This is a genomic window from Streptomyces pyxinicus (assembly GCF_024753135.1).
In the GTDB taxonomy this organism is placed as follows: Bacteria; Actinomycetota; Actinomycetes; order Streptomycetales; family Streptomycetaceae; genus Streptomyces; species Streptomyces pyxinicus.
This window is the reverse complement of the sequence record NZ_JANUGP010000014.1, coordinates 118,537-144,153: the sequence shown is the minus strand read 5'-3', so window position 1 is coordinate 144,153 and position 25,617 is coordinate 118,537. Positions and strand designations below refer to the sequence as shown.

The 25,617-nt window shown below is 73.1% G+C and carries 8 protein-coding genes; all 8 read right to left on the bottom strand.

Annotation, left to right across the window (positions count from 1 at the left end):
- On the bottom strand, positions 1-849 hold the full coding sequence (locus NX794_RS19805; RefSeq protein ID WP_258779919.1) for a 4'-phosphopantetheinyl transferase family protein: 849 nt from the start codon (positions 847-849) through the stop codon (positions 1-3).
- Positions 842-2,227 (bottom strand): MFS transporter, encoded by a 1,386-nt coding sequence (locus NX794_RS19800; protein WP_258779918.1) that lies wholly within the window; start codon positions 2,225-2,227, stop codon positions 842-844. The genes NX794_RS19805 and NX794_RS19800 overlap by 8 nt, the downstream gene beginning before the upstream one ends.
- Entirely contained in the window at positions 2,224-3,735 is a 1,512-nt protein-coding gene (gene argH / locus NX794_RS19795) for an argininosuccinate lyase (RefSeq protein ID WP_258779917.1), read from the bottom strand. The genes NX794_RS19800 and argH overlap by 4 nt, the downstream gene beginning before the upstream one ends.
- The gene (locus NX794_RS19790; protein WP_258779916.1) at positions 3,732-4,991 is read right to left on the bottom strand and encodes an ATP-grasp domain-containing protein; all 1,260 of its coding nucleotides are present in this window, start codon (positions 4,989-4,991) and stop codon (positions 3,732-3,734) included. The genes argH and NX794_RS19790 overlap by 4 nt, the downstream gene beginning before the upstream one ends.
- Positions 4,988-6,046 (bottom strand): PLP-dependent cysteine synthase family protein, encoded by a 1,059-nt coding sequence (locus NX794_RS19785; protein ID WP_258779915.1) that lies wholly within the window; start codon positions 6,044-6,046, stop codon positions 4,988-4,990. Before NX794_RS19785 ends, NX794_RS19790 begins: the two co-directional genes overlap by 4 nt.
- A 1-nt stretch (position 6,047) precedes the next feature.
- Positions 6,048-6,851, bottom strand: a complete 804-nt coding sequence (locus tag NX794_RS19780) for a GHMP family kinase ATP-binding protein (RefSeq protein WP_258779914.1) — start codon at positions 6,849-6,851, stop codon at positions 6,048-6,050.
- Between the two features lie 331 nt (positions 6,852-7,182).
- Entirely contained in the window at positions 7,183-17,433 is a 10,251-nt protein-coding gene (locus NX794_RS19775; RefSeq protein ID WP_258779913.1) for a non-ribosomal peptide synthetase, read from the bottom strand.
- Positions 17,430-25,568 (bottom strand): non-ribosomal peptide synthetase, encoded by an 8,139-nt coding sequence (locus tag NX794_RS19770; RefSeq protein WP_258779912.1) that lies wholly within the window; start codon positions 25,566-25,568, stop codon positions 17,430-17,432. The genes NX794_RS19775 and NX794_RS19770 overlap by 4 nt, the downstream gene beginning before the upstream one ends.
- Positions 25,569-25,617 lie beyond the last annotated feature (49 nt).

Genomic DNA, 25,617 nt, shown 5'->3' with positions numbered 1-25,617 from the left:
TTATCCGGGAGGTGCCTTGTGCCATCCGGGAGCTGCCTGATGCTCTCCGGGAGGCCGGGGCGGCGGGCCGTCGCGGATGTCGTGGTCCGTGAGCCGGTTCACCCGGGGCAAGGGGGTCGCCAGTGCTCCGTGGACGGCCACCGCCGCCGCGTAGCCGCGGTCCACCGGGATGTCGAGCAGCGTCCAACCGGTGGGCGGATACGGCCCGTTCGGACCTCCCGAGCCCACGTAGTCGGCCGCCGGGTCGCGGCCGAGGCCGGTGCCGAGCCCCTTGAGGTAGGCCTCCTTCCGGGTCCACAACCGGGCCAGCGCGCGGGGCCGGCGGACGGGTGGCAGGGCCTCGATCTCCGCCTGTTCGGCCGGGTGCAGCATCGCGGCGAGTTCGGCGGCGCTCCCCGGGTCGGCGATCAGGTCCACGTCCACACCGATAGGGGCCACCGCCGTCCCCATGAGGACGAGGTCACCCCGGTGGGAGAGCGAGAAGTGCAGTTCGCGGGCGGCCCCCAGGACGGTCGGGCGGCCGTGCGGTCCGCCGCAGCACGGGCAGGTCTCACGGCCGTAGCGGATGTCCTGGGGGCTGGTGCCGAGGTAGGTGCCCAGCAGCCGGCGCAGCGCCAGGTGGGCCGCGGTGAAGCGGATCCGGTCGCCGACGTGGGCGAGTTCGGCGGCGCGCCGGCGTTCGGTGGAGTCCAGTACGGCCGTGTCGAGGGCGGTGCCGCGGACGTCGGGGACCCTGAGCAGGTAGAGGTCGAGGGAGCCGGGCCGGGGCAGCAGGCGTCCCGGTGGCGGCACCGCGTGGGGCAGGGTGGCACTCGCGGAGGGCGGGGAACCGCTCATGGGATCACTCACCGGCCCCTTCCTGGTCGACGGGGACGCGCGAGCCGCCGTCGGTCGCATGCCGGTCGGGGGCACGCGCGCCGGAGGTGACCAACTCCCCGCGTTCTGCGGGCGGTTCGCTGGGCAGGTCGCGGTGAGCGCGCAGCGGGCCGGCCAGGAGCAGCGCGGAGCTGACCGCGAGGCCGCCGGTGAGCAGCCACAGCGCGGGGCGTACGCCGAGCGCGCTGCCGAGGACGCCGCCGAGCAGCGAACCGACGGGAATCGCGCCGAAGTTGGCCACGGACATGCTCGCCGTAATCCGGCCCAGCAGCCCCGGCGGGCAGTACTGCTGGCGGAAGGTGCCCTGGATGACGTTGGCGGAGACCACGCCGAGGGCGAGGATCGCACCGCCGAGGGCGAGCAGGCCGACCCGCCATCCCGGTTCGGCCAGCGGGACGAGCAGGCCGAACGGCGCGGTCGCGAACTTGCACAGCAGCATGCCGCGCGCGGAGCCGAACCGGCGGGCGAGTCCACCCGCGACGACGGCGCCGAGCAGCCCGCCGACGCTGGCGCCGGCCAGCAGCCAGCCCACCGCGGCCTCGCCGACGCCCAGGTCGCGGACCAGGAAGACGGTGAGCAGGGCCTGGTAGCCGGTGAGCAGCAGGTTGGTGACGGTGCCGTACGCGGTGAGGACCCGCAGGTACGGGTCGCCCATGGTGTGACGCAGGCCGTCGCGTATGTCCTGGCGCAGGGCCCGGGGCGCGGGCGGGGCCTCGGGGCGGGGTTCGGTGCTGCGGATGCCGAGCAGGCACAGGGTGGAGGCCAGGAAGGTCGCGGCGTCGACGAGGAGGCCGCTGACCGCTCCGAACAGCCCGGCCAGCATGCCGCCGCCGCCGAGCCCGGCCAGCTGGGCGGCGGACTCGCTGCCCTGGAGTTTGGCGTTGGCCTCGGCGAGGTCCTCGCGGGGGACGACGGAGGGCAGGTAGACCCGGTAGGCGATGGAGAAGAAGACGTTCGCCAGGCCGGTGAGCAGCGCGACGACCATGAGGTGGGTCATGGTCAGGGCGTCGAGCCAGGCCGCGAGCGGCACGCTGGCCAGCAGCACCAGCGAGCCCAGGTTGCACACCAGCATCAGCGGGCGGCGCGGCAGCCGGTCCACCCAGGCTCCGGCGGGCAGGCCGACCAGCAGCCAGGGCAGCCAGGCGGCGGCGGCCAGGGCGCTCACCCAGAAGGTGCTCGCGTCGAGGCTGACGACGGCGACCAGCGGCATGGCGACGCCGGTGATGTTGCTGCCGAACCGGCTCGTCGTCTCGCCGGCCCACAGCAGCCGGAAGTCGCGGCGGCGCAGCAGTCCGCCGCGCGGCCGTGGCGCGGGGACGGTGGTGGTGCTCGTCGGTCCGGCGGTGCTCATCGGTACGTCATCACCTTGGTCACCTCGTCGGTCAGTCGGTCGGCGGCAGCGGCCCAGCGTGCTCGGCGCGCCTCGAACTCCGTTTTCGCGGATGCCAGTTCAGCACGTGCGCGGGTCAGGGCGGCGTCGGGTGCGGTGCCGCCGGGTCCCCCGCCGTGGGCGCAGGCGGCGGCGACGGTCTCCGGGTCCAGCCAGTCGGCGGGGTATCCGGCGCCGGCGGCGGCCACGGCGGGCTGTGCGCGGGCCGCCTCGGACAGCGGGAGGCCGCCGTCCAGGGCGGCGAGGACGGTCTCGCCGACGAGGTGGTGGGCGGTACGGAAGGGCATGCCGTCCACGACGAGGCGTTCGGCGAGGTAGGTCGCCGAGGTGAAGCCGTCCCGGGCACGGGCCCGCATGCGCTCGCGGTCGGGTTCGGCGCCGGCGACGACGAGCCGCAGCAGGGTCGCCGCCTCCTCGGTGCCGGCCAGGCCGGGCCACAGGTGGCGTACGGCCTCGGTGCCGACGGCGATGGCGTTGGTGTAGCCGGCGGTGGACATGGCGGTGGCGGCGCCGGTGAAGCCGGCCAGGGCGGCGCTGGAGCGGCCCTGGATGTGCTCCAGCAGGAAGGGGTTGCGCTTCTGCGGCATCATCGAGCTGGAGCCGACCAGGTCGTCGGCCATCCGCAGCAGCCCGAACTCCTCGGTCGTCCACCAGGTCAGGTCCCGGGCGACGCGGGCCATGAGGACCCCGAGCACGGCGGCGGCCGACAGCATGCGCAGCGCGAAGTCGCGGGAGGCCACGGCGTCGACCGAGTTCGGCGCCGCTTCCGTGAAGCCGAGGAGCTCACCGGTGCGGCCCGGATCGACGGGCACGGAGGTGCCGCCGACGGCTCCGGCGCCGAGCGGGTTGACGTCGATCTCCCGCCCCGCGTCCAGCAGCGCCCCGGCCGAGCGCAGCACGGCGCCGGCGACTGCGCACAGGTAGTGGCCGTAGCTGATCGGCACCGCGGGCTGGCCGTGCGTGTAGGCGGGCATGGTGACGCCCCGGTACCGCTCGGCCCGGTCGAGCAGGACCTCGGCCAACTCCACTACCTCGGAAAGCAGTCGGGCATAAGGGGCGCGCACCCGCAGCCGTACGGTGGTGGCGCTGAGGTCGTTGCGGGAACGGCCGGTGTGCAGCACCCCGCCGGTCTCCTGGCCGAGGCGGTCCACCAGCCGGCCCTCGTACGCCAGATACAGTCCGCGCGGCATGGGACGGTCCCGGACCGGCGCGAAGTCGTCGGCGCGCAAGGCGTCGATGGCGTCGAGGAGGGCTCCGGCGCGGGCGGCGTCCACGATGCCGCGCTCGACGAGCATAACCAGGTGCGCCCGGTCCACCTCGCTGATCAGCCGCAGTTCCTGCCCGACCGGGTCGTCGGCGCCGGTACGGTACTGGTCGTAGACGATGCGATGGGCGCGGGCGTCGAGGGCGGTGCGCAGCCGCCCGGTGTCCACTCCCCCGGCGTCGGCAGAGCGCGGTGCGGTCGTCATACCGGCATCGTCTCCTTCGCCGAGGCGGGTTCGAGGGCGGTGGCCAGGCCGAGCGTGCGGGCGGTGTCGGCCGCCCGCCCCGCCTCCCCGGGGCCGGCCGCGACGGCGATGACGTGGCCGAGCCGGCCGCGGAAGTCCTCGGCCGGTCCGACCCGGGTGCCGGGCGGGCGGTAGAGGGCGGCGTCCACGACTCCGGGTACGGCGAGCGCGGCGGCCTCGGCCGCGTCGGTGTCCCCGAGGACGGTGTCGGTGTCGGCGGTGAGGAACCGGATGGCGGCCGCGCCGGCGGCGTCGCTCGTGTCGGTGAGGTCGACGGGCAGGCCGAGTCCGGCGCGTACCTGGGCGCCGACCAGGTCGACGCCCCGGGCGCGGCGCACCAGTTCCGGGATCATCCCGCCGGCCAGGCGCGGGTTGACCTCGATGACGCGGGCCACGCCGCCGTCCAGCCGGAGTTCGACGTGGGCGGCGCCCCAGCCGAGGCCGAGTGCCTTGACCGCGTGCACGGCGCTGTCGACCAGCGCGGCGGCCTCGGACGCGGGTAGTACGGCCGGCACGTCATGGCCGGTCTCCACGAAGACGGGCGGTGCGCCGACGTGCTTGGCGACGGTCACCACGGCGTCCTCGCCGAACACCTCGACGGAGAACTCGGGCCCGGTGAGGTACTGCTCCACGAGGACCCGGGCGGGCGTGCTCAGCCCGCGTTCGTTGGCCGTCACGCCCAGCAACTCCTTCGCGTGCGACACGACTTCACCGGTGTCCCGGCACAGGCGTACGCCCAGGCTGCCGGAGCCCTGCACCGGTTTGACCACCACCGGGGCGCCCTGCCACTGCGCGGCGGCGACCGCCTCGGCGACCTCGCCGGCCACCGAGAACCAGGGGACGGGCACGCCCGCCTCGGCCAGGGTGCGGCGCTGCACGGACTTGTCCCGGCAGGCGCGCACCGCGTCGGCGGACGGCCCGGGCAGTCCGAGCCGTGCCGCCAGCTCGGCGGCGGTGGCGACGTAGTACTCGGAGCTGGACAGCACCCCGGCGACGCGCGTTCCGGCGGCGAGCCGCTGTACGGCGGCCCACAGCGCGTCGCCGTCCGCGGTGTCCACGACGACCGCGCGCACCTCGTCCTCTGCCGCGTACGGGTAGCGCCCGGGGTCGGCGCCGAGCAGCACCGGCTCGGCACCGAGCGCACGGGCCCGCTGCGCGAACTGGCGTCCCGTACCAGTGGTGTTGGACTCGACGAACAACAGCAGCGGGGTGTTCACGCGTCCGCCTCCGGCATCATCACGTCGTCGAAGCCGCGCCGCGCCCAGACCAGGCGGGACCAGGCGGCCGGGGCGTCGAGGGGGTGCGCGACGGTCACCGGGCCGCCCGGGGTGGGCGCCGGTTCGATGCCCTGCTCGCGCAGCCAGTCGGTGTTGTAGACGGTCGACTGGTAGCGGTAGCCCTCGTCGGGCAGCACCATGACGACCTTGCTGTCGGGGTTGCGCGCGGCCCACCAGGAGGCGACCTGGAAGGAGGCGCCGCTGGTCGGGCCCATGAACAGGCCGTGGGTGCGGAACAGTTCGTGGGTGGCGTGGAAGGCCTCGGCCGCGGTGACCCAGTGCACCTCGTCGTAGGCGGCGTGGCGTACGTTGCCCGGGTGGATGCTGCTGCCGAGGCCGCGCAGGGTGCGCGGTCCGTCGGGGGTGCCGAAGATGATCGAGCCGTGCGTGTCCACGCCGACCAGGTGCAGGGCGGGGTCCACGGGGCGCAGGGCGGCGGCCAGGCCTCCGGTGGAGCCGCCGGAACCGACCGGTCCGACCAGGCAGTCCACCGAGCCGACGGTCTCCCCGATGAGTCCGGCCACCACCGCGTAGGCGCCCGGGTTGTCCGGGTTGTCGTACTGCCCCGGGACGAAGCTGTCCGGGTGCAGCCGGCGCAGTTCCTCGACGCGGGCCAGCCGGGCGCCCTGGATGCCGCCGGGCTGGCCGGCGTACTCGACGATCTCGACGGTGGCGCCCAGCATCTCCAGCCGGGTGCGCAGGTCCCGGTCTATCGCGCAGTCGCCGACGATGGTCAGGTCGTAGCCGCGCAGCCGGCACACCATCGCGAGGCCGAGCGCGAAGGTGCCGGAGGAGGTCTCGATGATCCGGGTGCCGGGCCGCAGCTGCCCGGCGGCCTCCGCCCGGTCGATGATGAACCGCGCGGGCAGCAGCTTCATCAGGCTGAACGCGGCGGCGTAGAGGTTCTCGGTCACCTGGATGATGCGGGGCAGCTCGGTGGCGTCCACCACGGAGTCGTGCAGCCGCGCGGCGCCCGCGATCGTGGAAGTGGTCATGTCAGTCACCCGTCGTGAAGATCCACTGCTCGTGGATGCCGATGTTGTGCAGCAGTCGCCGGCCGTGCTCGGTGCGGGCGTCGACCTCGGGGTCGTCGCGGTCGTAGAGGAGTCCGGCGATGTCCCCGCTGTGCGCGGCCTGGATGCCGAGGGCTCCGGTCTCCCGTTCGATGGCGCGCAGGCCGTCGAGGCGCGGGATGGGCAGGTGCCGCTGGTTGATCTCGGTGCTGGCCGAGGCCACCGCGCCGACCAGGGCCACGTCCTTGGTGTGGATGGCCTCGCGGAGCATCGCGTGCAGCTCGGCGAAGACCCCGGCCTCAGTGCTGTCGTAGCGGGCCGGCGGGAAGGCCAGGGTGTCGACGCCCTTGCCGTCGTTCTCGGGCCGGGAGCCGAAGCCGAGGACCCGCACGGCCGGCATCCGGTAGCCGAAGTCCTCGATGACCTTGCCCTCGCGCTGCGCGAACAGCACCGAACTCTCCTTGAACATCAGGGAGTCGGAGGCGGTCTCGGCACACACCGCGATCCGGGCGACGGCCTCGGGCGGCAACGGACGCACCAGGGCGTCCTGTACGGCCCAGATCGCCGCCAGCACGTCACTGGTCGAGGAACCGAAGCCCCGGCACAGTGGGACGTCACCGGTCAGTTCGAGATGCCCGCCGACCGGACCCTCCCCCGGCCCGGCACAGGCCTCGACGGCGAGCTGCGCCGCGCGCCGCGCCTTGGTCTTCCAGGGCGGCGAGACGGTCAGCTCCTCGCCCCGGGCGGGGATGAAGGACGCCTGGGTGGTGTGGACGGTACAGGGCATCGTGACCAGCCCCCGGGTGAGCTGACCCTGGTGCGGAAAGACGCCCTGGAGAATTTCGCCGTGATGTATCGGCGCGGAAGCGACGCCGACGCGCCAACCGGAATGATCCACCATGTCCTTGACTTCCTCTGGGGGCCGGACCGGACCGCTCACGGGGCCTGGCCGATCATGCGGACCCCTCCACGCTAGGCAGGACCGGCGGCCGGATCCGGCTGCCGAAGCGGCAGTATGCGGGCAGTTCGCGGCCGGGCACGCGACAGGTCGATGGGGGTGCCATCGGGGCCCGCACGGCGTCGAGTCTGCCGTACGGGCCCCGGTGGCATGCCCTGGGTCAGATACGAGCCGGCCGCAGCCGGCGCGCGAGCACCTCCCCGATCGCCCGCAGCGGCTCCGCCTCGGTCATCGCCGCGTGCTCGCAGTCGACCGCGAATTCCTCGACCCGGCCCGCGATGTACGGCGCCCAGGCCGCCGCCCCCGACCGCGCCGCCGGGGTGCCCGTGGCGTCGAAGAACAGCGCGTCACCGCCGAACCGGACGTCCGGCACGTACCGGTAGCGCATCCGCAGGTTGTCGAGGGTCGCCGCCACCACGGCCGCCGCCTGCGCGTGCTCCAGACCGGCGAGCACCGGGTCCGACTGCCGCAACGCCTCGGCGAGTTCGGCGATGTCCGGGACGGTGTCCGCACACCGTACCGGCACCGACTCGCCCCGGCCGCCGAGCAGGGCGGTCAGCACGTGCCTGCCGTCGATCTCGGGTGCGTCAAACCCGTCGGGCAGCGGATAGGAGTCGAGGAGTGCCAGCAGGGACACCTCCTCGCCGGCCGCTTCGAGCCGGGCGGCGATCGCGTGCGCGACCAGCCCGCCGAAGGACCAGCCGAGCAGGTGGTACGGGCCGTGCGGCTGGACCTCGCGGATCTCGGCGAGGTAGTCGTCCGCCATGTCCTCGATGGAGGCCGGCGCGCCCTCGGTACCGCCGAGCCGCCGCGCCTGGAGGGCGATGAGCGGCCGGTCGGCACCGAGATGCGGCAGCAGCCCGGCGTACCCCCAGCTCACCCCGGAGACGGCGTGCACGCAGAACAGGGGTGCCGCGTCCGCGTCCCGGCCCGCCGCCCTGATGGGCAGCACGGTGTCCAGCGGGTTGCCGCCGCTGCCCGCCGCGATGTGCTCGGCCAGCAGCGCCGGGGTGGGGCTCTGGAACAGGTCGCGGATGGTGACGCGGGTGTCCCAGACCGTGCGGATACGGCTGATCAGCCGGGTGGCGAGCAGGGAGTGACCGCCGCGGTGGAAGAAGTGGTCGTCGATGGTGACGGAGGGCAGCCCGAGGGTGTCGGCGAACAGACCGCACAGGATCTCCTCGGCCGGGTTACGCGGGGCCCTGCCGTCGGACACGGCGGTGAGGTCGGGCGCGGGCAGGGCGCGGCGGTCGAGCTTGCCGTTGACCGTGCGCGGCAGTCCGTCCAGGACCACGATCGCCGCCGGGACCATGTACTCGGGCAGGCGGGCGGCCGTATGCCGCAACAGGGCCGCCGTATCGGTGACGTCACCGACGACGTAGGCGACGAGGCGCCTGTCACCGGGCCGGTCCTCCCTGACCACCACCGCCGCCTGCCGCACCCGCGGGTACGAGGTCAACGCGGCCTCGATCTCACCCGGTTCGATCCGGAACCCGCGCAGCTTGATCTGCTGATCACCCCGGCCCAGGTACTCCAACGCGCCCTGCTTGTTCCACCGGGCCAGGTCACCCGTGCGATACATCCGGGAACCAGCCGGACCGTAAGGGTTCGCCACGAAACGGTCGGCGGACAACCCCGGCTGCCCGATGTAACCATGAGCCAGCCCATGCCCGGCGACATACAACTCACCCGGAGTCCCCGGCGGCACCAACTCCAGGCTGCCGTCGAGTACATAGGCGTGCTTCCCGGACAGCGGACCGCCCACCGGGATACTGGCGGCGCCCTCGGCCGTCCCCGGCTCGATCGTGAACGTGGTCGTGAAGCCCATGCTCTCCGCCGGGCCGTACCCGTTCAGCAGCCGCAGGTGGGGGAAGTGGGCGAGAACCTTCGCCACGTGGGACGGGGACGCGGCCTCGCCGGCGGTCATGGCCTCGCGGAGCTGTCCGAAGACGGCGGGGTGTTCGTCCAGCATGTGGTTGAACAGGCTCGCCGACATCTGGAGCGTGGTCACCCCGTGCCGCTCCACCAGCTCCACGATCTGATGCGGATCGGTGTGCTGACCCGGCTGAAGGACACAGACACCCCCGTGCAGGAGCGGGCCGAAGACCTCCAGCGCGAACGCGTCCCACGACACCGGTGAGCACTGCAAGAACGTCTGCTGCGGGCCGAAGGCCAGATAATCCGGGCCCACGAAAGTCGCCGCCAGCGCCCGGTGCGACGCCGCCACCCCCTTCGGCACACCCGTCGAACCGGACGTGAACATCACACACGCCACCGACTCCGGGCAACCGCCCGTATCCACCCCCGCACCCGAGACGGCACTGATCTCCGCCACCTCACGCGTCAGGTCGACCGGTGCCGCCTCCGACCGCAGCACCGGAAGGTGGGACTGCGTGACGAGCGCTGTGGGACGCACCTGCTCCAGCACACCGTTCAGCCGCTCTTGCGGAAACTGCGGGTCGAGCATGGTGTAGCCGGCACCGGCCTTCAGCACTGCCAGGATGGCGGCCACCATGTGCGGCGAACGCTCCAGGTGTACGGCCACGAGGTCACCGGGGCGTACACCCTTGCCCGTCAGGTACCGGGCCAGGCGGTTCGACCACACCTCCAACTCGCCGTAGGTCACCTCCTGGTCCTCGTAGATCAGGGCCGTCGACTGCGGTGAGCGCGTAGCCTGCCGCGTGAAGAGCCCGTCGAGGCCGAGTTCGGGAGCCTGGGTTCCGGGCCCGGCCCAGGCGTCCAGTAGCTGCCGCTCCTCCGGGGCGAGCAGCGGGACAGAGCCGACGGCGGTGTCGGGATCGGCCGCGGCCGACTCCAGCAGGAGCAGGGTGCGCTCCAGCAGGAGTCCGACCGTCCTCGGCTCGTACAGGTCGGTGGCGTACTCGACGGTGATGTCGAGCCCGTCCGGGCTGCCGTCGGCCGCCCGCCGCTCACCGAACGCGAAGGTCAGGTCGAACTTCGCGATGCTCAGCTCCGGGTCGAGGAAGGCCGCTTCGAGGCCCGCCAGATCCGGGGCGCCGGCGGCGGTGTCGCCGACGGTGAGCATGACCTGGAACAGCGGATGCCGGGACGCCGAACGCTCGGGGTTGAGCACCTCGACGAGCCGGTCGAACGGCAGGTCCTGATGAGCCCACGCGGCAAGATCCGTTTCCCGCACCCGGGCCAACAGCTCACGGAAGGTGGGATCACCACCCACATCCGTACGCAGGACCAACGTGTTGACGAAGAAACCCACGAGATCGTCGAGAGCCTCGTCCGTACGGCCCGCGACCGGCGAGCCGATCGGGACATCCGTACCGGCGCCGCACCGCGAGAGCACGGTGGCGACGGCGGCCTGGGCGACCATGAACAGGGTGGTTCCGGTCTCGCGCGTCAGCCCGGTCAGGGCGGCGTGCGTGGCGGCGGGGGCGGTCACCTTGTGGGTGGCCCCGCGATAGGAGGCGACGGCGGGGCGCGGCCGGTCGGCCGGCAGCGTCGCCTCCTCCGGCAGTTCGGCCAACTCAGCTCGCCAGAAGTCGAGTTGTCGCTCCTCTTCGGTGGTGAGGAGACTGCGCTGCCACAGGCTGTAGTCGGCGTACTGGACCGGCAGCGGCGCCCACTCGGGGGCCGCGCCCCGCGAGCGTGCCGCGTACGCCATGGTGAGGTCCCGCAGCAGCGGGCCGTTCGACCAGCCGTCGGAGGCGATGTGGTGCATCACCACCAGGAGTACGTGCTCCTCGGGGGACAGCGCCAGCAGATCCGCGCGGATGGGCAGATCGGCGGCGAGGTCGAAGGTGACGCCGGCCAGCCGGGCCAGCGCCTGGTGCAGGGACTCCTCCGTCACCGGGGTCACCGGGAGCGCGAGGTCGGTCTCCGCGAGGGAACGGACGGCCTGGTGGGGCGTGCCGTTCTCGGAGGGGAACGTGGTCCGCAGGGCTTCGTGCCGGCCGATCACGTCGAGCAGGGCGCGGCGCAGCGCCTCGGCGTCGAGCGTGCCGGTGAGCCGGACGGCCAGCGGAATGTTGTACGTCGGTGACGGGCCCTCCAACTGGTCGAGGAACCAGAGCCGTTGCTGGGCAAAGGAGAGTGGCGGCCGCTCGGGCCGCTCCCCCGCCACCAGTGCCGGCCGCTCGTCCGCTCCGGCGCCGGCCGCGATCAGTTCGGCCAGCCGTACGACCGTGGGGTGCTGGAAGATGTCGCGCACCCCGAGCCGTACCCCGAAGGCCTGCCGGATCTTCGAGGTGAGCCGGGTGGCGAGCAGGGAGTGTCCGCCGCGGTGGAAGAAGTGGTCGTCGATGGTGACGGAGGGCAGCCCGAGGGTGTCGGCGAAGAGGCCGCACAGGATCTCCTCGGCCGGGTTGCGCGGGGCACGGCCGTCGGAGACGGCGGTGAGGTCGGGGGCGGGCAGGGCGCGGCGGTCGAGCTTGCCGTTGACCGTGCGCGGCAGTCCGTCCAGGACCACGATCGCCGCCGGGACCATGTACTCGGGCAGGCGGGCGGCCGTATGCCGCAACAGGGCCGCCGTGTCGGTGACGTCACCGACGACGTAGGCGACGAGGCGCCTGTCACCGGGCCGGTCCTCCCTGACCACCACCGCCGCCTGCCGCACCCGCGGGTACGAGGTCAACGCGGCCTCGATCTCACCCGGTTCGATCCGGAAGCCGCGCAGCTTGATCTGCTGATCGCCCCGGCCCAGGTACTCCAACGCGCCCTGCTTGTTCCACCGGGCCAGGTCACCCGTGCGATACATCCGGGAACCAGCCGGACCGTAAGGGTTGGCCACGAAACGGTCGGCGGACAACCCCGGCTGCCCGATGTAACCGTGAGCCAGCCCATGCCCGGCGACATACAGCTCACCCGGAGTCCCCGGCGGCACCAACTCCAGGCTGCCGTCGAGCACATAGGCGTGCTTCCCGGACAGCGGACCGCCCACCGGGATAGTCGCCGCACCCTCCGCCGTCCCCGGCTCGATCGTGAACGTGGTCGTGAAGCCCATGCTCTCCGCCGGACCGTACCCGTTCAGCAGCCGCAGGTGCGGATGCGCTTCCAGGGCGCGGGCGACGTGCGCCGGTGAGGCCGCCTCGCCCGCGGTCATGGCTTCACGGAGCTGTCCGAAGACGGCGGGGTGCTCGTCCAGCATGTGGTTGAACAGGCTCGCCGACATCTGGAGCGTGGTCACCCCGTGCCGCTCCACCAACTCCACGATCTGATGCGGATCGGTGTGCTGACCCGGCTGAAGGACACAGACACCCCCGTGCAGGAGCGGGCCGAACACCTCCAGCGCGAACGCGTCCCACGACACCGGCGAACACTGCAAGAACGTCTGCTGCGGACCGAAGGCCAGATAATCCGGGCCCACGAAAGTCGCCGCCAGCGCCCGGTGCGACGCCGCCACCCCCTTCGGCACACCCGTCGAACCGGACGTGAACATCACACACGCCACCGACTCCGGGTAACCGCCCGTATCCACCCCCGCACCCGAGACGGCACTGATCTCCGCCACCTCACGCGTCAGATCGACCGGTGCCGCCTCCGTCCGCAGCACCGGAAGGTGGGACTGCGTGACGAGCACGGCCGGACGCACCTGCTCCAGCACACCGTTCAGCCGCTCCTCCGGGAACTGCGGGTCCAGCATCGTGTAGCCCGCGCCCGCCTTCAGCACCGCGAGAATCGACGCCACCATGTGCGGCGAACGTTCCACATGCACGGCGACCAGATCACCCGGCCGCACCCCCTTGCCCGTCAGGTACCGGGCCAGGCGGTTCGACCACACCTCCAGCTCGCCGTAGGTCACCTCCTGGTCCTCGAAGACCAGCGCCAGGGCCTCCGGTGAGCGGGCCGCCTGGCCGGTGAACAGGCCGTCCAGGCCGAGTCGGGGTGCCTGAGTGGCGGGGCCGGACCAGTGGGCGAGGCGGGCGTGCTCGTCGTCGGTGAGGAGGGGCAGGCTGGAGACCGGCTGGTCGGGTGTGGCGACGGCAGCGGTGAGGAGGCGCACCAGGCGGCCGGCGACGGACTCGGCGGTGGCGGGGTCGTAGAGGTCGGTGGCGTACTCGACGGTGATGTCGAGCCCGTCCGGGCTGCCGTCGGCCGCCCGCCGCTCACCGAACGCGAAGGTGAGGTCGAACTTGGCGACACGGATCTCGGGGGTGACGAACCGCGCGGTCAGGCCCCCGAGTTCAGGTTGGCTCACCGTCGTGTCGCCGACGGTGAGCATGACCTGGAACAGCGGATGCCGGGACGCCGAACGCTCGGGGTTGAGCACCTCGACGAGCCGGTCGAACGGAAGATCCTGATGAGCCCACGCGGCAAGATCCGTTTCCCGCACCCGGGCCAACAGCTCACGGAAGGTGGGATCACCACCCACATCCGTACGCAGGACCAACGTGTTGACGAAGAAACCCACGAGATCATCGAGAGCCTCGTCCGTACGGCCCGCGACCGGCGAACCGATCGGGACATCCACCCCGCCACCACACCGCGCCAGCACGGTCGCCACAGCCGCCTGGGCGACCATGAACAGGGTGGTTCCGGTCTCCCGCGCCAGCCCGGTCAGCGCGGCGTGCGTGGCGGCCGGGCAGGACAGGGTCAGGGTCGCGCCCTGGTACGAGGCGACGGCGGGACGCAGCCGGTCGGCCGGCAGCGTCACCTCCTCCGGCAGGTTCGCCAACGCCTGGCTCCAGAAGTCAAGTTGGGGAGACTGCTCGTCCGCCAGCAGCTTCTGCTGCCAGAGGGTGTAGTCGGCGTACTGGACCGGCAGCGGTGCCCACTCGGGGGCCGCGCCCCGCGTGCGGGCCGTGTAGGCGCGGTCGAGGTCGGTGAAGAAGGGGGCGTTCGACCAGCCGTCGGAGGCGATGTGGTGGGTGACGACGACCAGCACGTGGTCCTGGTCGGTCAGCCGCAACAGGGCCGCGCGCAACGGGAGTCCGGCCGTCAGGTCGAAGATCTTGGCGCTCTCCTCGGCGAGCAGCGCGGGCAGGGTGTCCTCGTCGGCCGGGACGACCGGCAGGGGTACGGCGATCTCGGCGGCCGGCAGGACGAGTTGGTACGCCTCGCCGTCCGCGACCCGGAAGACGGTACGCAGTGCCTCGTGCCGCCCGACGACGTCGGTGAGGGCGTCGCGCAGGGCCGTGGTGTCGAGGGTGCCGGTGAGGCGGAGGGCCAGGGGGATGTTGTACGTCGGTGAGGGTCCCTCCAACTGGTCGAGGAACCAAAGCCGTTGCTGGGCGGAGGACAGAGGGAGGCGTTCGGGGCGTTCGCCCGCGATGAGTGCCGGGCGGGGCTGGTCGCCGTTGCTCGTCTGGATCAGGTCGGCGAGCTGGGCGACGGTGGGGTGCTGGAACATGTCGCGGACGGTGATCCGGACCCCGAAGGCGGTGCGGATGCGGCTGACGAGGCGGGTGGCGAGCAGGGAGTGGCCGCCGAGGCGCAGGAAGTGGTCGTCGATGGTGACGGAGGGGCGGCCGAGGACGTCGGCGAACAGGCCGCACAGCACCTCTTCGGCGGGGTCGCGGGGGGCGCGGCCGGTGCTGTCGGCGCCGAGGTCGGGTGCGGGCAGGGCGCGCCGGTCGAGCTTGCCGTTGCCGGTCAGGGGCAGGGTGTCGAGGGGGACGAAGGCGGCCGGGACCATGTAGTCGGGCAGGGCCTCGCTCGCGTGGCGGCGCAGGGCGGCGGTGTCGACGGCGTCGCCGACGACGTAGGCGACGAGGCGCTTGTCGCCGGGGCGGTCCTCGCGGACGACCACCGCGGCCTGGGCGACGGACGCGTGCGCCACGAGGGCCGACTCGATCTCGCCGGGCTCGATGCGGAAGCCCCGCAGTTTGACCTGCTGGTCGGCGCGGCCCAGGTACTCGACCTCGCCGTCCCGGGACCAGCGCACCAGGTCGCCGGTGCGGTACATGCGCGCGCCGGCCGGGCCGTGCGGGTCGGCGACGAAACGTTCGGCGGTCTGGGCGGGGCGGCGCAGGTAGCCGCGGGCCAGTCCGGCGCCCGCGATGTACAGCTCGCCCGGGACACCGGGGGCGACCAGGCCGAGGTGGTCGTCGAGGACGTAGAGGCGGGTGTTGTCCAGGGGGCGGCCGATGGGCAGGGCGGCCGGGTAGTCGTAGGGGCGGCGGACCGGGTGGGAGGTGGCGAAGGTGGTGGTCTCCGTGGGGCCGTAGCCGTTGACGACCTGGAGGTCCGGGCAGGCGTCCATGACGCGTCGTACCGCCTCGGGCGGGACCACGTCGCCGCCGGTCCACACCTCGCCCAGGCCGGTGAAGGCGGCCGGGTCCTCCTCGGCGACCAGCCGGAACAGTCCGGCGGTCAGCCACAGCCCGGTGACGGACTCCTCGGCGAGTACGGCGGCCAGGGCGGCGGTGTCGAGGACGCCGGCCGGTGCGACGGCGACGGTGCCGCCGGTCAGCCAGGGCACCCACAGTTCGAAGGTGGAGGCGTCGAAGGTGTGCGGGGAGTGGAAGAGGACGCGGCGGTGCGCGGGGCGCCTCCAGCGGTGATCCAGGGCGAGTTCGGCCACGTTGCGGTGGGTGACGGCGACGCCCTTCGGCACGCCCGTCGAGCCCGAGGTGAACATGACGTACAGCCACTGGTCGGGGTGCGCGGGGACCTCGGGGGCGGTCGCCGGGTACGCGGCGGTCTCCGGGTCGGCGGTCAGGTCGTCGACCAGGAGGACCCGGGTGTCGCCGGCCTCGGTGACGATCTCGTGGTCGGCGAGGTGCGGGTCGACCAGGAGGAGGGGGGCGGCCGTGTCGGCGAGGATGCGGGTGAGCCGGGAGGCTGGGTCGACGGCGTTGAGGGGGGCGTAGACGCCGCCCGCCTTGACGATGGCCAGCAGGGCGAGGACCAGGTCGGCGGAGCGTTCCATCAGGACGGCGACGACGGTCTCCGGGCCGACGCCGAGACCGGCGAGGCGGTGCGCGAACCTGCTGGAGACGGCGTCGGCCTCGGCGTACGTCCAGGAGCGGCCGGCGTGGGTGAGGGCGACCGCGTCGGGGGTACGGGCGGCCTGCTCGGCGAAGTGGGTGGCGAGGGAGGCGTCCGGTACGGGGGTGGCGCGGCCGGTCCAGGTGTCGAGCAGGAGGGCGCGGTCGGCGGGGTCGAGGAGGTCGAGGCCGGAGAGCGGGGTGTCGGGGTGGGCGGACGCCTCGCCGAGCAGCCGCAGCAGCCGGCCGAGCAGGGCTTGGACGGTCTCGGGGTCGTAGAGGTCGGTGGCGTACTCGGCGGTGATGTCGAGGCCGGCGGGGCGGCCGGCGGCGGTGAGGTGCTCGTCGAAGCCGATGGTGAGGTCGAACTTGGCGGTGCGGGTGGCCGAGTACTCGGCGCGGGCCCGCAGTCCGGGGATGTCGGTGCCGGGGTCGGTGGAGCCGGCCTTGACCAGGGTGAGCATGACCTGGAAGAGGGGGTGGCGGGCGCCGCTGCGCTCGGGGTTGAGGGCTTCCACGAGCCGGTCGAAGGGGAGGTCCTGGTGCGCCCAGGCGGCGAGGTCGGTCGCCCGTACCCGCTCCAGCAGTTGCCGGAAGGTCGGGTCGCCGGCGACGTCGGTGCGCAGGACGAGGGTGTTGACGAAGAAGCCGACGAGGTCGTCCAGCGCTTCGTCGGTGCGGCCGGCGACCGGGGAGCCGATCGGGACGTCGGGGCCGGCGCCGGAGGCGGCGAGCACGGTGGCGAGGGCGGCCTGCGCGGCCATGAAGAGGGTGGCACCGCCCTCGCGGGCCAGGTCGGCGAGCGCGGTGTGCGTCTGGGGCGGGCAGTGCACGGTGACGGTGTCGCCGCGGTAGGAGGCGACGGCCGGGCGCGGCCGGTCGGCGGGCAGTGTCGCCTCCTCCGGGAGACCGGACAACCGCTCTTGCCAGTAGGCGAGTTGGCGGTTCATGAGGCTGTCCTCGGCGTCCGGTTCGCCGAGCACCTCCTGCTGCCAGAGGGTGTAGTCGGCGTACTGGATCTCCAGCGGCTCCCGCTCGGGCGCGTGCCCTGCCGCGCGGGCCCGGTAGGCGTGGGCGAGATCGCGCAGCAGCGGGGCGATGGACCAGCCGTCGGAGGCGATGTGGTGCATGACGACGAGCAGGACGTGCTCCCGGTCGCCGAGCCGGATCAGGCGGGCCTGGAGGGGCAGGTCGGCGGCGAGGTCGAAGACGTGCGCGGACTCGGCGGCGAGGACGTCCGCGAGGGTGTCCTCGCCGGCCGCCAGGACGGGCAGGGCGGGCCGGGCGTCCTCGGCGGGCAGGATGTGCTGGTACGGGGTGCCCTCGTGCTCGGGGTAGACGGTGCGCAGGCTCTCGTGCCGGGCGACGACGTCCGCGAGGGCCAGGGTGAGCGCCCCGGTGTCGAGGTCGCCGGAAAGGCGCAGGGCGAGCGGGATGTTGTAGGTCGCCGAGGGGCCCTCCAGTTGGGCGAGGAACCACAGGCGCTGCTGGGCGTACGACAAGGGGATCACTGGGAGGCTCCCATCCGGCGCATCGGCCGCAGCTTGGGGCGCGCGCTCTCGGCGCGGTCGAGCCGCTCGGCCAGCCTGGCCACGTTCGGGTTCTCGAAGAGGGCGGGGACCGGGAGTTCGGCCCCGAGGACGGTGCGGATCCGGCTGACCAGCCGGGTGGCGAGCAGCGAGTGTCCGCCGAGGCGGAAGAAGTCGTCGTCCACGGAGACGGACGGCAGGCCCAGGACCTCGGCGAACAGGCCGCACAGGACTTCCTCGCGGGGGTTGCGCGGTGCCCGGCCGCCGCTGCCGGCCGAGACCGGGGGCTGGGGCAGCGCGCGCTTGTCGATCTTGCCGTTGGCGGTCAGCGGCAGGGCGTCCAGGGCCATGAAGGCGGCCGGGACCATGTAGTCGGGCAACGCCTCATCGGCGTGGGTGCGCAGGGCGTCGAGGTCGACGGCCTCCCCGACGACGTAGGCGACGAGGCGCTTGTCGCCGGGGCGGTCCTCGCGGACGACCACCGCGGCCTGGGCGACCGACGGGTGGGCGGTGAGGGCCGACTCGATCTCGCCGGGCTCGATGCGGAAGCCGCGGAGTTTGACCTGCTGGTCGGCGCGGCCCAGGTACTCGATCTCGCCGTCCCGGGTCCAGCGGGCCAGGTCTCCGGTGCGGTACATGCGCGCGCCCGGCGGCCCGTACAGGTCGGCCACGAACCGGTCGGCGGTGAGGCCGGGCCGGTCCAGATAGCCCTGGGCGAGTCCGGTGCCGGCGATGTACAGCTCGCCGGGGACGCCGGGGGCGACCAGTTCCAGGTGCTCGTCGAGGACGTAGAGCCGGGTGTTGTCGAGGGGGCGGCCGATGGGCAGGGCGCCCGGGTAGTCGAAGGGGCGGTGCAGGAGGTGGGAGGTGGCGAAGGTGGTGGTCTCGGTGGGGCCGTAGCCGTTGACGACCTGGAGGTCCGGGCAGGCGTCCATGACCCGCCGTACCGCCTCCGGAGGCACCACGTCACCGCCGGTCCACACCTCGCGCAGCCCGGCGAAGGCGGCCGGGTCCTCCTCGGCGACCAGCCGGAACAGACCGACCGTCAGCCACAGCCCGGTGATGGACTCCGCGGTGAGAATACGGGTGAGGGCGGCGGTGTCCAGCAGGCCGGGCAGGGCCACCACCAGGGTTCCGCCGGACAGCAGCGGCACCCACAGCTCATACGTCGTCGCGTCGAAGGCGAGCGGCGAGTGCAGCAGCACCCGGCGGTGGGCGCCGCCGGTGAAGCGGTCGTCGGCGGCCAGCTCGGTGACGTTGCGGTGGGTGACGGCGACGCCCTTCGGCACGCCCGTCGAGCCCGAGGTGAACATGACGTAGGCGAGCTGGTCGGGGTGGACGGTGACCTCGGGGGCCGTGTCCGGGTACGAGCCGGGATCGGTCGCCGGCAGGGCACGGGCGCCCTCCGGGAGGTCGCAGCCGCCCAGTTCGCGGTCGGTGAGGAACACCTCCGCGCCGGACATGCGCACGATGAGGTCGACGCGGTCCTTCGGGTAGCGGGTGTCCAGCGGTACGTACACCGCGCCGGCCTTGACGACGGCGAGGATCGCGACGACCGCCTCCGCAGAGCGCTCCTGGAAGAGCGCCACCCGGGCGCCGGGCCGCACCCCCTCGGCGATCAGCCGGTGGGCGAGCCGGTTCGCGTGCCGGTCCAACTCGGCGTAGGTCAGCTGCTGTTCGCCGTGCGAGAGGGCGATGGCGTCGGGTGTGCGGGCGGCCTGCCCGGCGAACAGCTCCGGCAGCGCGGCGGCGGGGCGGACCCGCCGGGTGCCGTGCCAGGTGTCGAGCAGCCGCTCCCGCTCGTCGTGGGCCAGGACATCGAGGGCTCCGATCCGGGTGTCCGGGGTGTCGGCGGCGGCCTGGAGGAGCCGCACCAGGCGGGCGGTGACGGCGGAGACGGTCGCCGGCTCGTACAGGTCGGTGGCGTACTCGACGGTGATGCCGAGTCCGGCCGGGCCGCCGTCGGGGGCGCGGTGCTCGTGGAAGGTGAAGGTGAGGTCGAACTTGGCGATGTCCAGGGTGGTGAACTCGGACTCGCCGTGCAGGTCCGGCAGTCGGGGCACGGGGTTGGCCGCGTCCGTGACCGACAGCATGACCTGGAACAGCGGGTGCCGGGCGGCGGACCGCTCCGGGTTGAGCGCCTCCACCAGCCGGTCGAACGGCACGTCCTGGTGCGCCCAGGCCGCGAGGTCGGTCGTCCGCACCCGGTCGAGGAGTTCGCGGAAGGTCGGGTCGCCGCTGACGTCGGTGCGCAGCACGAGCGTGTTGACGAAGAACCCGACCAGGTCCTCCAGCGCCTCCTCGCCCCGGCCCGCGACCGGGGAACCGATCGGGATGTCACTGCCGGCGCCGGAGCGTGCCAGCAGGGCCGCCGTGGCCGCCTGCGCGACCATGAACAGGGTGGTGCCGCTCTCCCGGGCCAGCCGGGTGAGCGAGGCGTGCAGTCCGGCGGGGCAGCGCACGGTCAGCGAGGCGCCCCGGTACGAGGCGGTGGCGGGCCGGGCCCGGTCAGCGGGCAGTGTCACCTCCTCCGGCAGCCCTTCCAGCACCCGCCGCCAGTGGTCGAGTTGCCGTTCCTCGTCCGCCGCGAGCAGCGCCTGCTGCCACAGCGCGTAGTCGGCGTACTGCACCGGCAGCGGCTGCCAGCCGGGCGCCGTGCCGTCGACCCGGGCGGTGTAGGCGGCGGCCAGGTCCCGCATCAGCGGGGTGGTGGACCAGCCGTCGGAGGCGATGTGGTGGGCGACGAGGAGCAGCACGTGCTCGTCGTCCTCGACCTGCAACAGGTCCGCGCGCAACGGCAGTTCCCGGGCCAGGTCGAAGGTGGTGGCGGACAAGTCGCGCAGCACCGCCGGAAGCGCCTCCCTGGCCGTCGGGATCAGCGCGAGCGCGGGCCGGGCCTCCTCGGCGGGCAGGACCCGCTGGTACGGGGTGCCCTGCTCGGCCGGGAAGACGGTCCGCAGCGCCTCGTGCCGGGCCACGACGTCGCCCAGGGCGAGGTGCAGCGCGTCGGCGTCGAGCGTGCCGGTCAGCCGTACGGCGAGCGGGATGTTGTAGGTGGCGGAGGGCCCCTCCATCTGGTCCAGGAACCACAGCCGCCGCTGGGCCGCGGACAGCGGCACCCGCTCCGGTCGCTCCCCCGCCACCAGCGCCGGGCGCCGCTCCGTGTCCGTGCCCTCGGCGATGAACGCCGCGAGCCGGGCCGCGGTGGGCTCCCGGAACAGGTCCCGGACGGACACCCGCGCGCCCAGGGTGCGCCGGATGCGGCTGACCAGCCGGGTGGCGAGCAGGGAGTGCCCGCCGAGGCGGAAGAAGTCGTCGTCGATGGAGACGGCGGGCAGCCCCAGCGCGTCCGCGAACAGCCCGCACAGCACCTCTTCGACGGGCGTACGGCCCTGCCGGCCACCGGGCCCGCTGCCGAGCCGGGGTTCGGGCAGCGCACGCCGGTCGAGTTTGCCGTTGGCGGTCAGCGGCAGCAGGTCCAGCTCCACGAAGGCGGCCGGGACCATGTACTCGGGCAGCGCGGCGGCGGCGTGCCGGCGGAGGGCGTCGGTGTCGAGGCGACCGTCCCCGGCGGCCACGACGTAGGCGACGAGGCGCTTGTCGCCGGGGCGGTCCTCACGGACGATCACCGCGGCCTGCGACACCGGCTCGTGCGCGACCAACACGGTCTCGATCTCGCCGAGTTCGATCCGGAAGCCACGCAGCTTCACCTGCTGATCGGCACGGCCCTCGAAGACGACCTCACCGAACTCGTTCCAGCGCGCCAGGTCACCCGTGCGGTACATCCGCTCACCCGCGGGACCGAAGGGGTCCGCGACGAAGCGCTCGGAGGACAGGCCCGGCCGCCCGATGTAGCCCCACGCCAGGTGACTGCCCGCCACGTACAGCTCACCCACCACCCCCGGCACCACCGGACGCAGCCCCTCGTCCAGCACATACATCCGCGTGTTCGCCATCGGCACACCCAGGTGCAGCCGCTCCACCACCCGCTCACCGGACCCGAACACCTGGTAACTACAGAACACCGTCGACTCCGTGGGCCCGTACGCGTGCACCACCGTCGTGTCCGGGCACTCGTCCAACACCCGCTGCAACGCCGGCGCCGACAGCACATCACCACCGGTCCAGATCTCCTCCAGACCGGCCAGCGCCCCCACCGCCTCCGACGCCATCGCGTCGAACAGCGCCGTCGTGAAGTACGCGGCGGTGATGTCGTGCCGGGTCAGGGCGTCTCCGAGTTCGGCCACGTCGACCTGGGTCACCGGCAGGATCACGGCGGTGCCGCCGCTGAGCAGGGGTACCCACAGTTCGTATGTCGAGGAGTCGAACGCCAGCGGCGAGTACGCCAGCACCCGCCGGTGCCGCTCCCCCGCACCCCACCACGGGTCCAACGCCAGCTCCACGACATTGCGGTGCGTGTTGGCCACGCCCTTCGGCGTCCCGCTCGACCCCGAGGTGTACATCACGTACGCCAACTGGTCCGGGTGAACGACGGTTTGGGCGGGCGTGGTGTCGGCCTCGGCTAGCAGGGCCGGGACGTCCGGCGGGGCCAGTAGGGTCAGGCCCTCGGCGGGGGCGTCCCGGTCGGTGACGAGGAGGGTGGCTTTGGTGTCGGCCAGGATGAACGCCAGCCGCTCACGAGGCTGACGGGCGTCCAGCGGTACATAGGCGCCACCCGCCTTGAGAACCCCGAGGACAGCGACCACGTACTCCGGTGACCGGTCCAGGAAGAGGCCCACAGCGGTGCCGGGGAGGACGCCGACGCCGGCCAGACGACGGGCGAAGGCGTCGGAAGCGCGGTCGAGCGCGCGGTACGACAGCTCGCGTTCCTCGCACACCAGCGCCACCGCGTCCGGGGTGCGCGCGGCCTGGGCGGCGAACAGCTCGTGCAGCGCGTCCTCCGGCAGCCGTACGGCGGTGTCGTTGTAGTCGGTGAGCAGGGCCCGGCGCTGGTCGCGGGTGAGCAGCTCGATGTCGGCCACGCGGACGTCGGGGTCGGTGATGACGGCGTCCAGGACCCGGGCCAGCCGGTCGGCGGCGGTCGCGATCGTGGCGGGGTCGTACAGGTCGGTGGCGTACTCCAGGACGATGTCCAGGCCGTTCGGGCGGCCTGTCCGGTCGCGGTGCTCGTAGAAGTTGACGGTGAGGTCGAACTTGGCTGTGCCCATGCCGGGTTGGCCGGTCTCGGCGCGGACGCCGGGCAGTGCGGGGGCGGGTTCGGCGGCCTCGGCCAGGGTGAGCATGACCTGGAAGAGCGGGTGCCGGGCGGCGGAGCGCTCCGGGTTGAGGGCCTCCACGAGCCGGTCGAAGGGGAGGTCCTGGTGCGCCCAGGCGGCGAGGTCGGTCTCCCGTACCCGGTCGAGGAGTTCCCGGAAGGTGGGGTCGCCGCCCGCGTCGGCGCGCAGGACCAGCGTGTTGACGAAGAAGCCGACCAGGTCCTCCAGCGCCTCGTCGGTGCGTCCCGCGACCAGGGAGCCGACCGGGATGTCCGCGCCGGCACCGGAGCGGGCGAGCAGGGCGGTCGTGGCGGCCTGCGCCACCATGAAGAGCGTGGCGCCGGACTCCCGGGCGAGCGCGGTGAGCGCCTGGTGGGTCTCGGCCGGGCAGTGCACGGTGTGCGTGGCGCCCCGGTAGGAGGCGACGGCGGGGCGGGGCCGGTCGGCGGGCAGGGTCGACTCGGCGGGCAGTCCGGCGAGCGCCATGCGCCAGTGGTCGAGCTGCGTCTCCTCGTGCTCGGCGAGCAGGTCCCGCTGCCACAGCGCGTAGTCCGCGTACTGCACCGGCAGTGGCTCCCAGCTCGGTGCCGAGCCCTCGGCGCGGGCCGTGTAGGCGGTGCCGAGGTCCCGCATCAGCGGGGTGGTGGACCAGCCGTCGGAGGCGATGTGGTGCACGACCAGCACGAGGACGCTCCGGGCCGGGGAGACCGTCAACAGGGCCGCGTGCAGAGGCAGTTCGGTCGCGAGGTCGAAGAGGTGCGCTGACTCCTCGCTGATCCGGTCGGGCAGTTCGGTCTCGGTGACGTCGGCTACGGTCAGCGGGGCGGTCACCTCGTCGGGGTGGGTGATGTGCTGCCGGGGCTCGCCGTCGTGCACGGGGTAGCTGGTGCGCAGCACCTCGTGGCGGGCGAGCACGTCACCGAGGGCCTGCCGCAGCAGCTCGGGATCGACGGCGCCGGTGAGGGTGACGGCGAGCGGGATGTTGTAGGTGGCGGAGGGACCCTCCATCTGGTCCAGGAACCACAGCCGCCGTTGCGCGGCGGACAGCGGTAGGTGATCGTCCTGGCGTGCGGCGACGGCGAGCCGGGGGCGCGGGGCCGTGCCGGCGCCGCCGGCGATGTGCTCGGCGAGGCGGGCGACGGTCGGGTACCGGAAGAAGTCCCGCAGGGACAGCTCGGTCGCGAGGGCGCTGCGCACGCGGCCGACCAGCCGGGTGGCGAGCAGGGAGTGGCCGCCGAGGCGGAAGAAGTCGTCGTCGACGGAGACCGCGGGCACGCCGAGGATGTCGGCGAACAGTCCGCACAGCACCTCTTCGGCGGGTGTGCGCGGGGCCCGGCCCGTGGCGCCGGCCGCCTGCGGTGCGGGCAGGGCACGCCGGTCCAGCTTGCCGTTGGCGGTCAGCGGCAGCTCGGGGACGGTGACGAAGGCGGAGGGCACCAGGTACTCGGCGAGGCGGTCCGCGCAGTGTCCGTGCAGGGTGTCGGCGTCGGCCTCCCCGACGACGTAGGCGACGAGGCGCTTGTCGCCGGGGCGGTCCTCGCGGACGATCACCGCGGCCTGCGACACCGACTCGTGCGCCACCAACACGGTCTCGATCTCGCCGAGTTCGATCCGGAAGCCGCGCAGCTTCACCTGCTGATCGGCGCGGCCCTCGAAGACGACCTCACCGAACTCGTTCCAGCGCGCCAGGTCACCCGTGCGGTACATCCGCTCACCGACGGGACCGAAGGGGTCCGCGACGAACCGTTCCGAGGAAAGGCCCGGCCGCCCGATGTAGCCCCACGCCAGGTGACTGCCCGCCACGTACAGCTCACCCACCACACCCGGCACCACCGGACGCAGCCCCTCGTCCAGCACATACATCCGCGTGTTCGCCATCGGCACACCCAGGTGCAGCCGCTCCACCACCCGCTCACCGGACCCGAACACCTGATAACTACAGAACACCGTGGACTCGGTCGGCCCGTACGCGTGCACCACCGTCGTGTCCGGGCACTCGTCCAACACCCGCTGCAACGCCGGCGCCGACAGCACATCACCACCGGTCCAGATCTCCTCCAGACCGGCCAGCGCCCCCACCGCCTCCGACGCCATCGCGTCGAACAGCGCCGTCGTGAAGTACACGGCGGTTGCCCGGTGTTCGGTGATCGCGTCGGCCAGTTCGGCGATGTCCAGCTTCGGGGCGCGCAGCACGATCGCGGTGCCGCCGCTGAGCAGGGGTACCCACAGCTCGTACGTGGAGGAGTCGAACGCCAGCGGCGAGTACGCCAGCACCCGCCGGTGCCGCTCCCCCACACCCCACCACGGGTCCAACGCCAGCTCCACGACATTACGGTGCGTGTTGGCCACACCCTTCGGCGTCCCACTCGACCCGGACGTGTACATCACGTACGCCAACTGGTCCGGATACACGACGACTTGGAGGGGTTCGGCATCGGCCTCGGCAAGCAACGCCGGGACGTCCGGCGGGGCCAGCACGGTCAGGCCCTCGGCGGGGGCGTCCCGGTCGGTGACGAGAAGGGTGGCTTTGGTGTCGGCCAGGATGAACGCCAGCCGCTCACGAGGCTGACGGGCGTCCAGCGGTACATAGGCGCCACCCGCCTTGAGAACCCCGAGGACAGCGACCACATACTCCGGTGACCGGTCCAGGAAGAGGCCCACAGCGGTGCCGGGAAGGACGCCGACGCCGGCCAGACGACGGGCGAAGGCGTCGGAAGCGCGGTCGAGCGCGCGGTACGACAGCTCGCGTTCCCCGCACACCAGCGCCACCGCGTCCGGGGTGCGCGCGGCCTGGGCGGCGAACAGCACGTGCAGCGCGCCCTCCGGCAGCCGTACGGCGGTGTCGTTGTAGGCGTCGAGGTCGACGGGATCGGTGGCCTGGGCGGGGTGCTGGTGAGACATCTTCTCGACACCATTCTCGAAAGTTCGGGGTCTGCACGGGTCTCGCGGC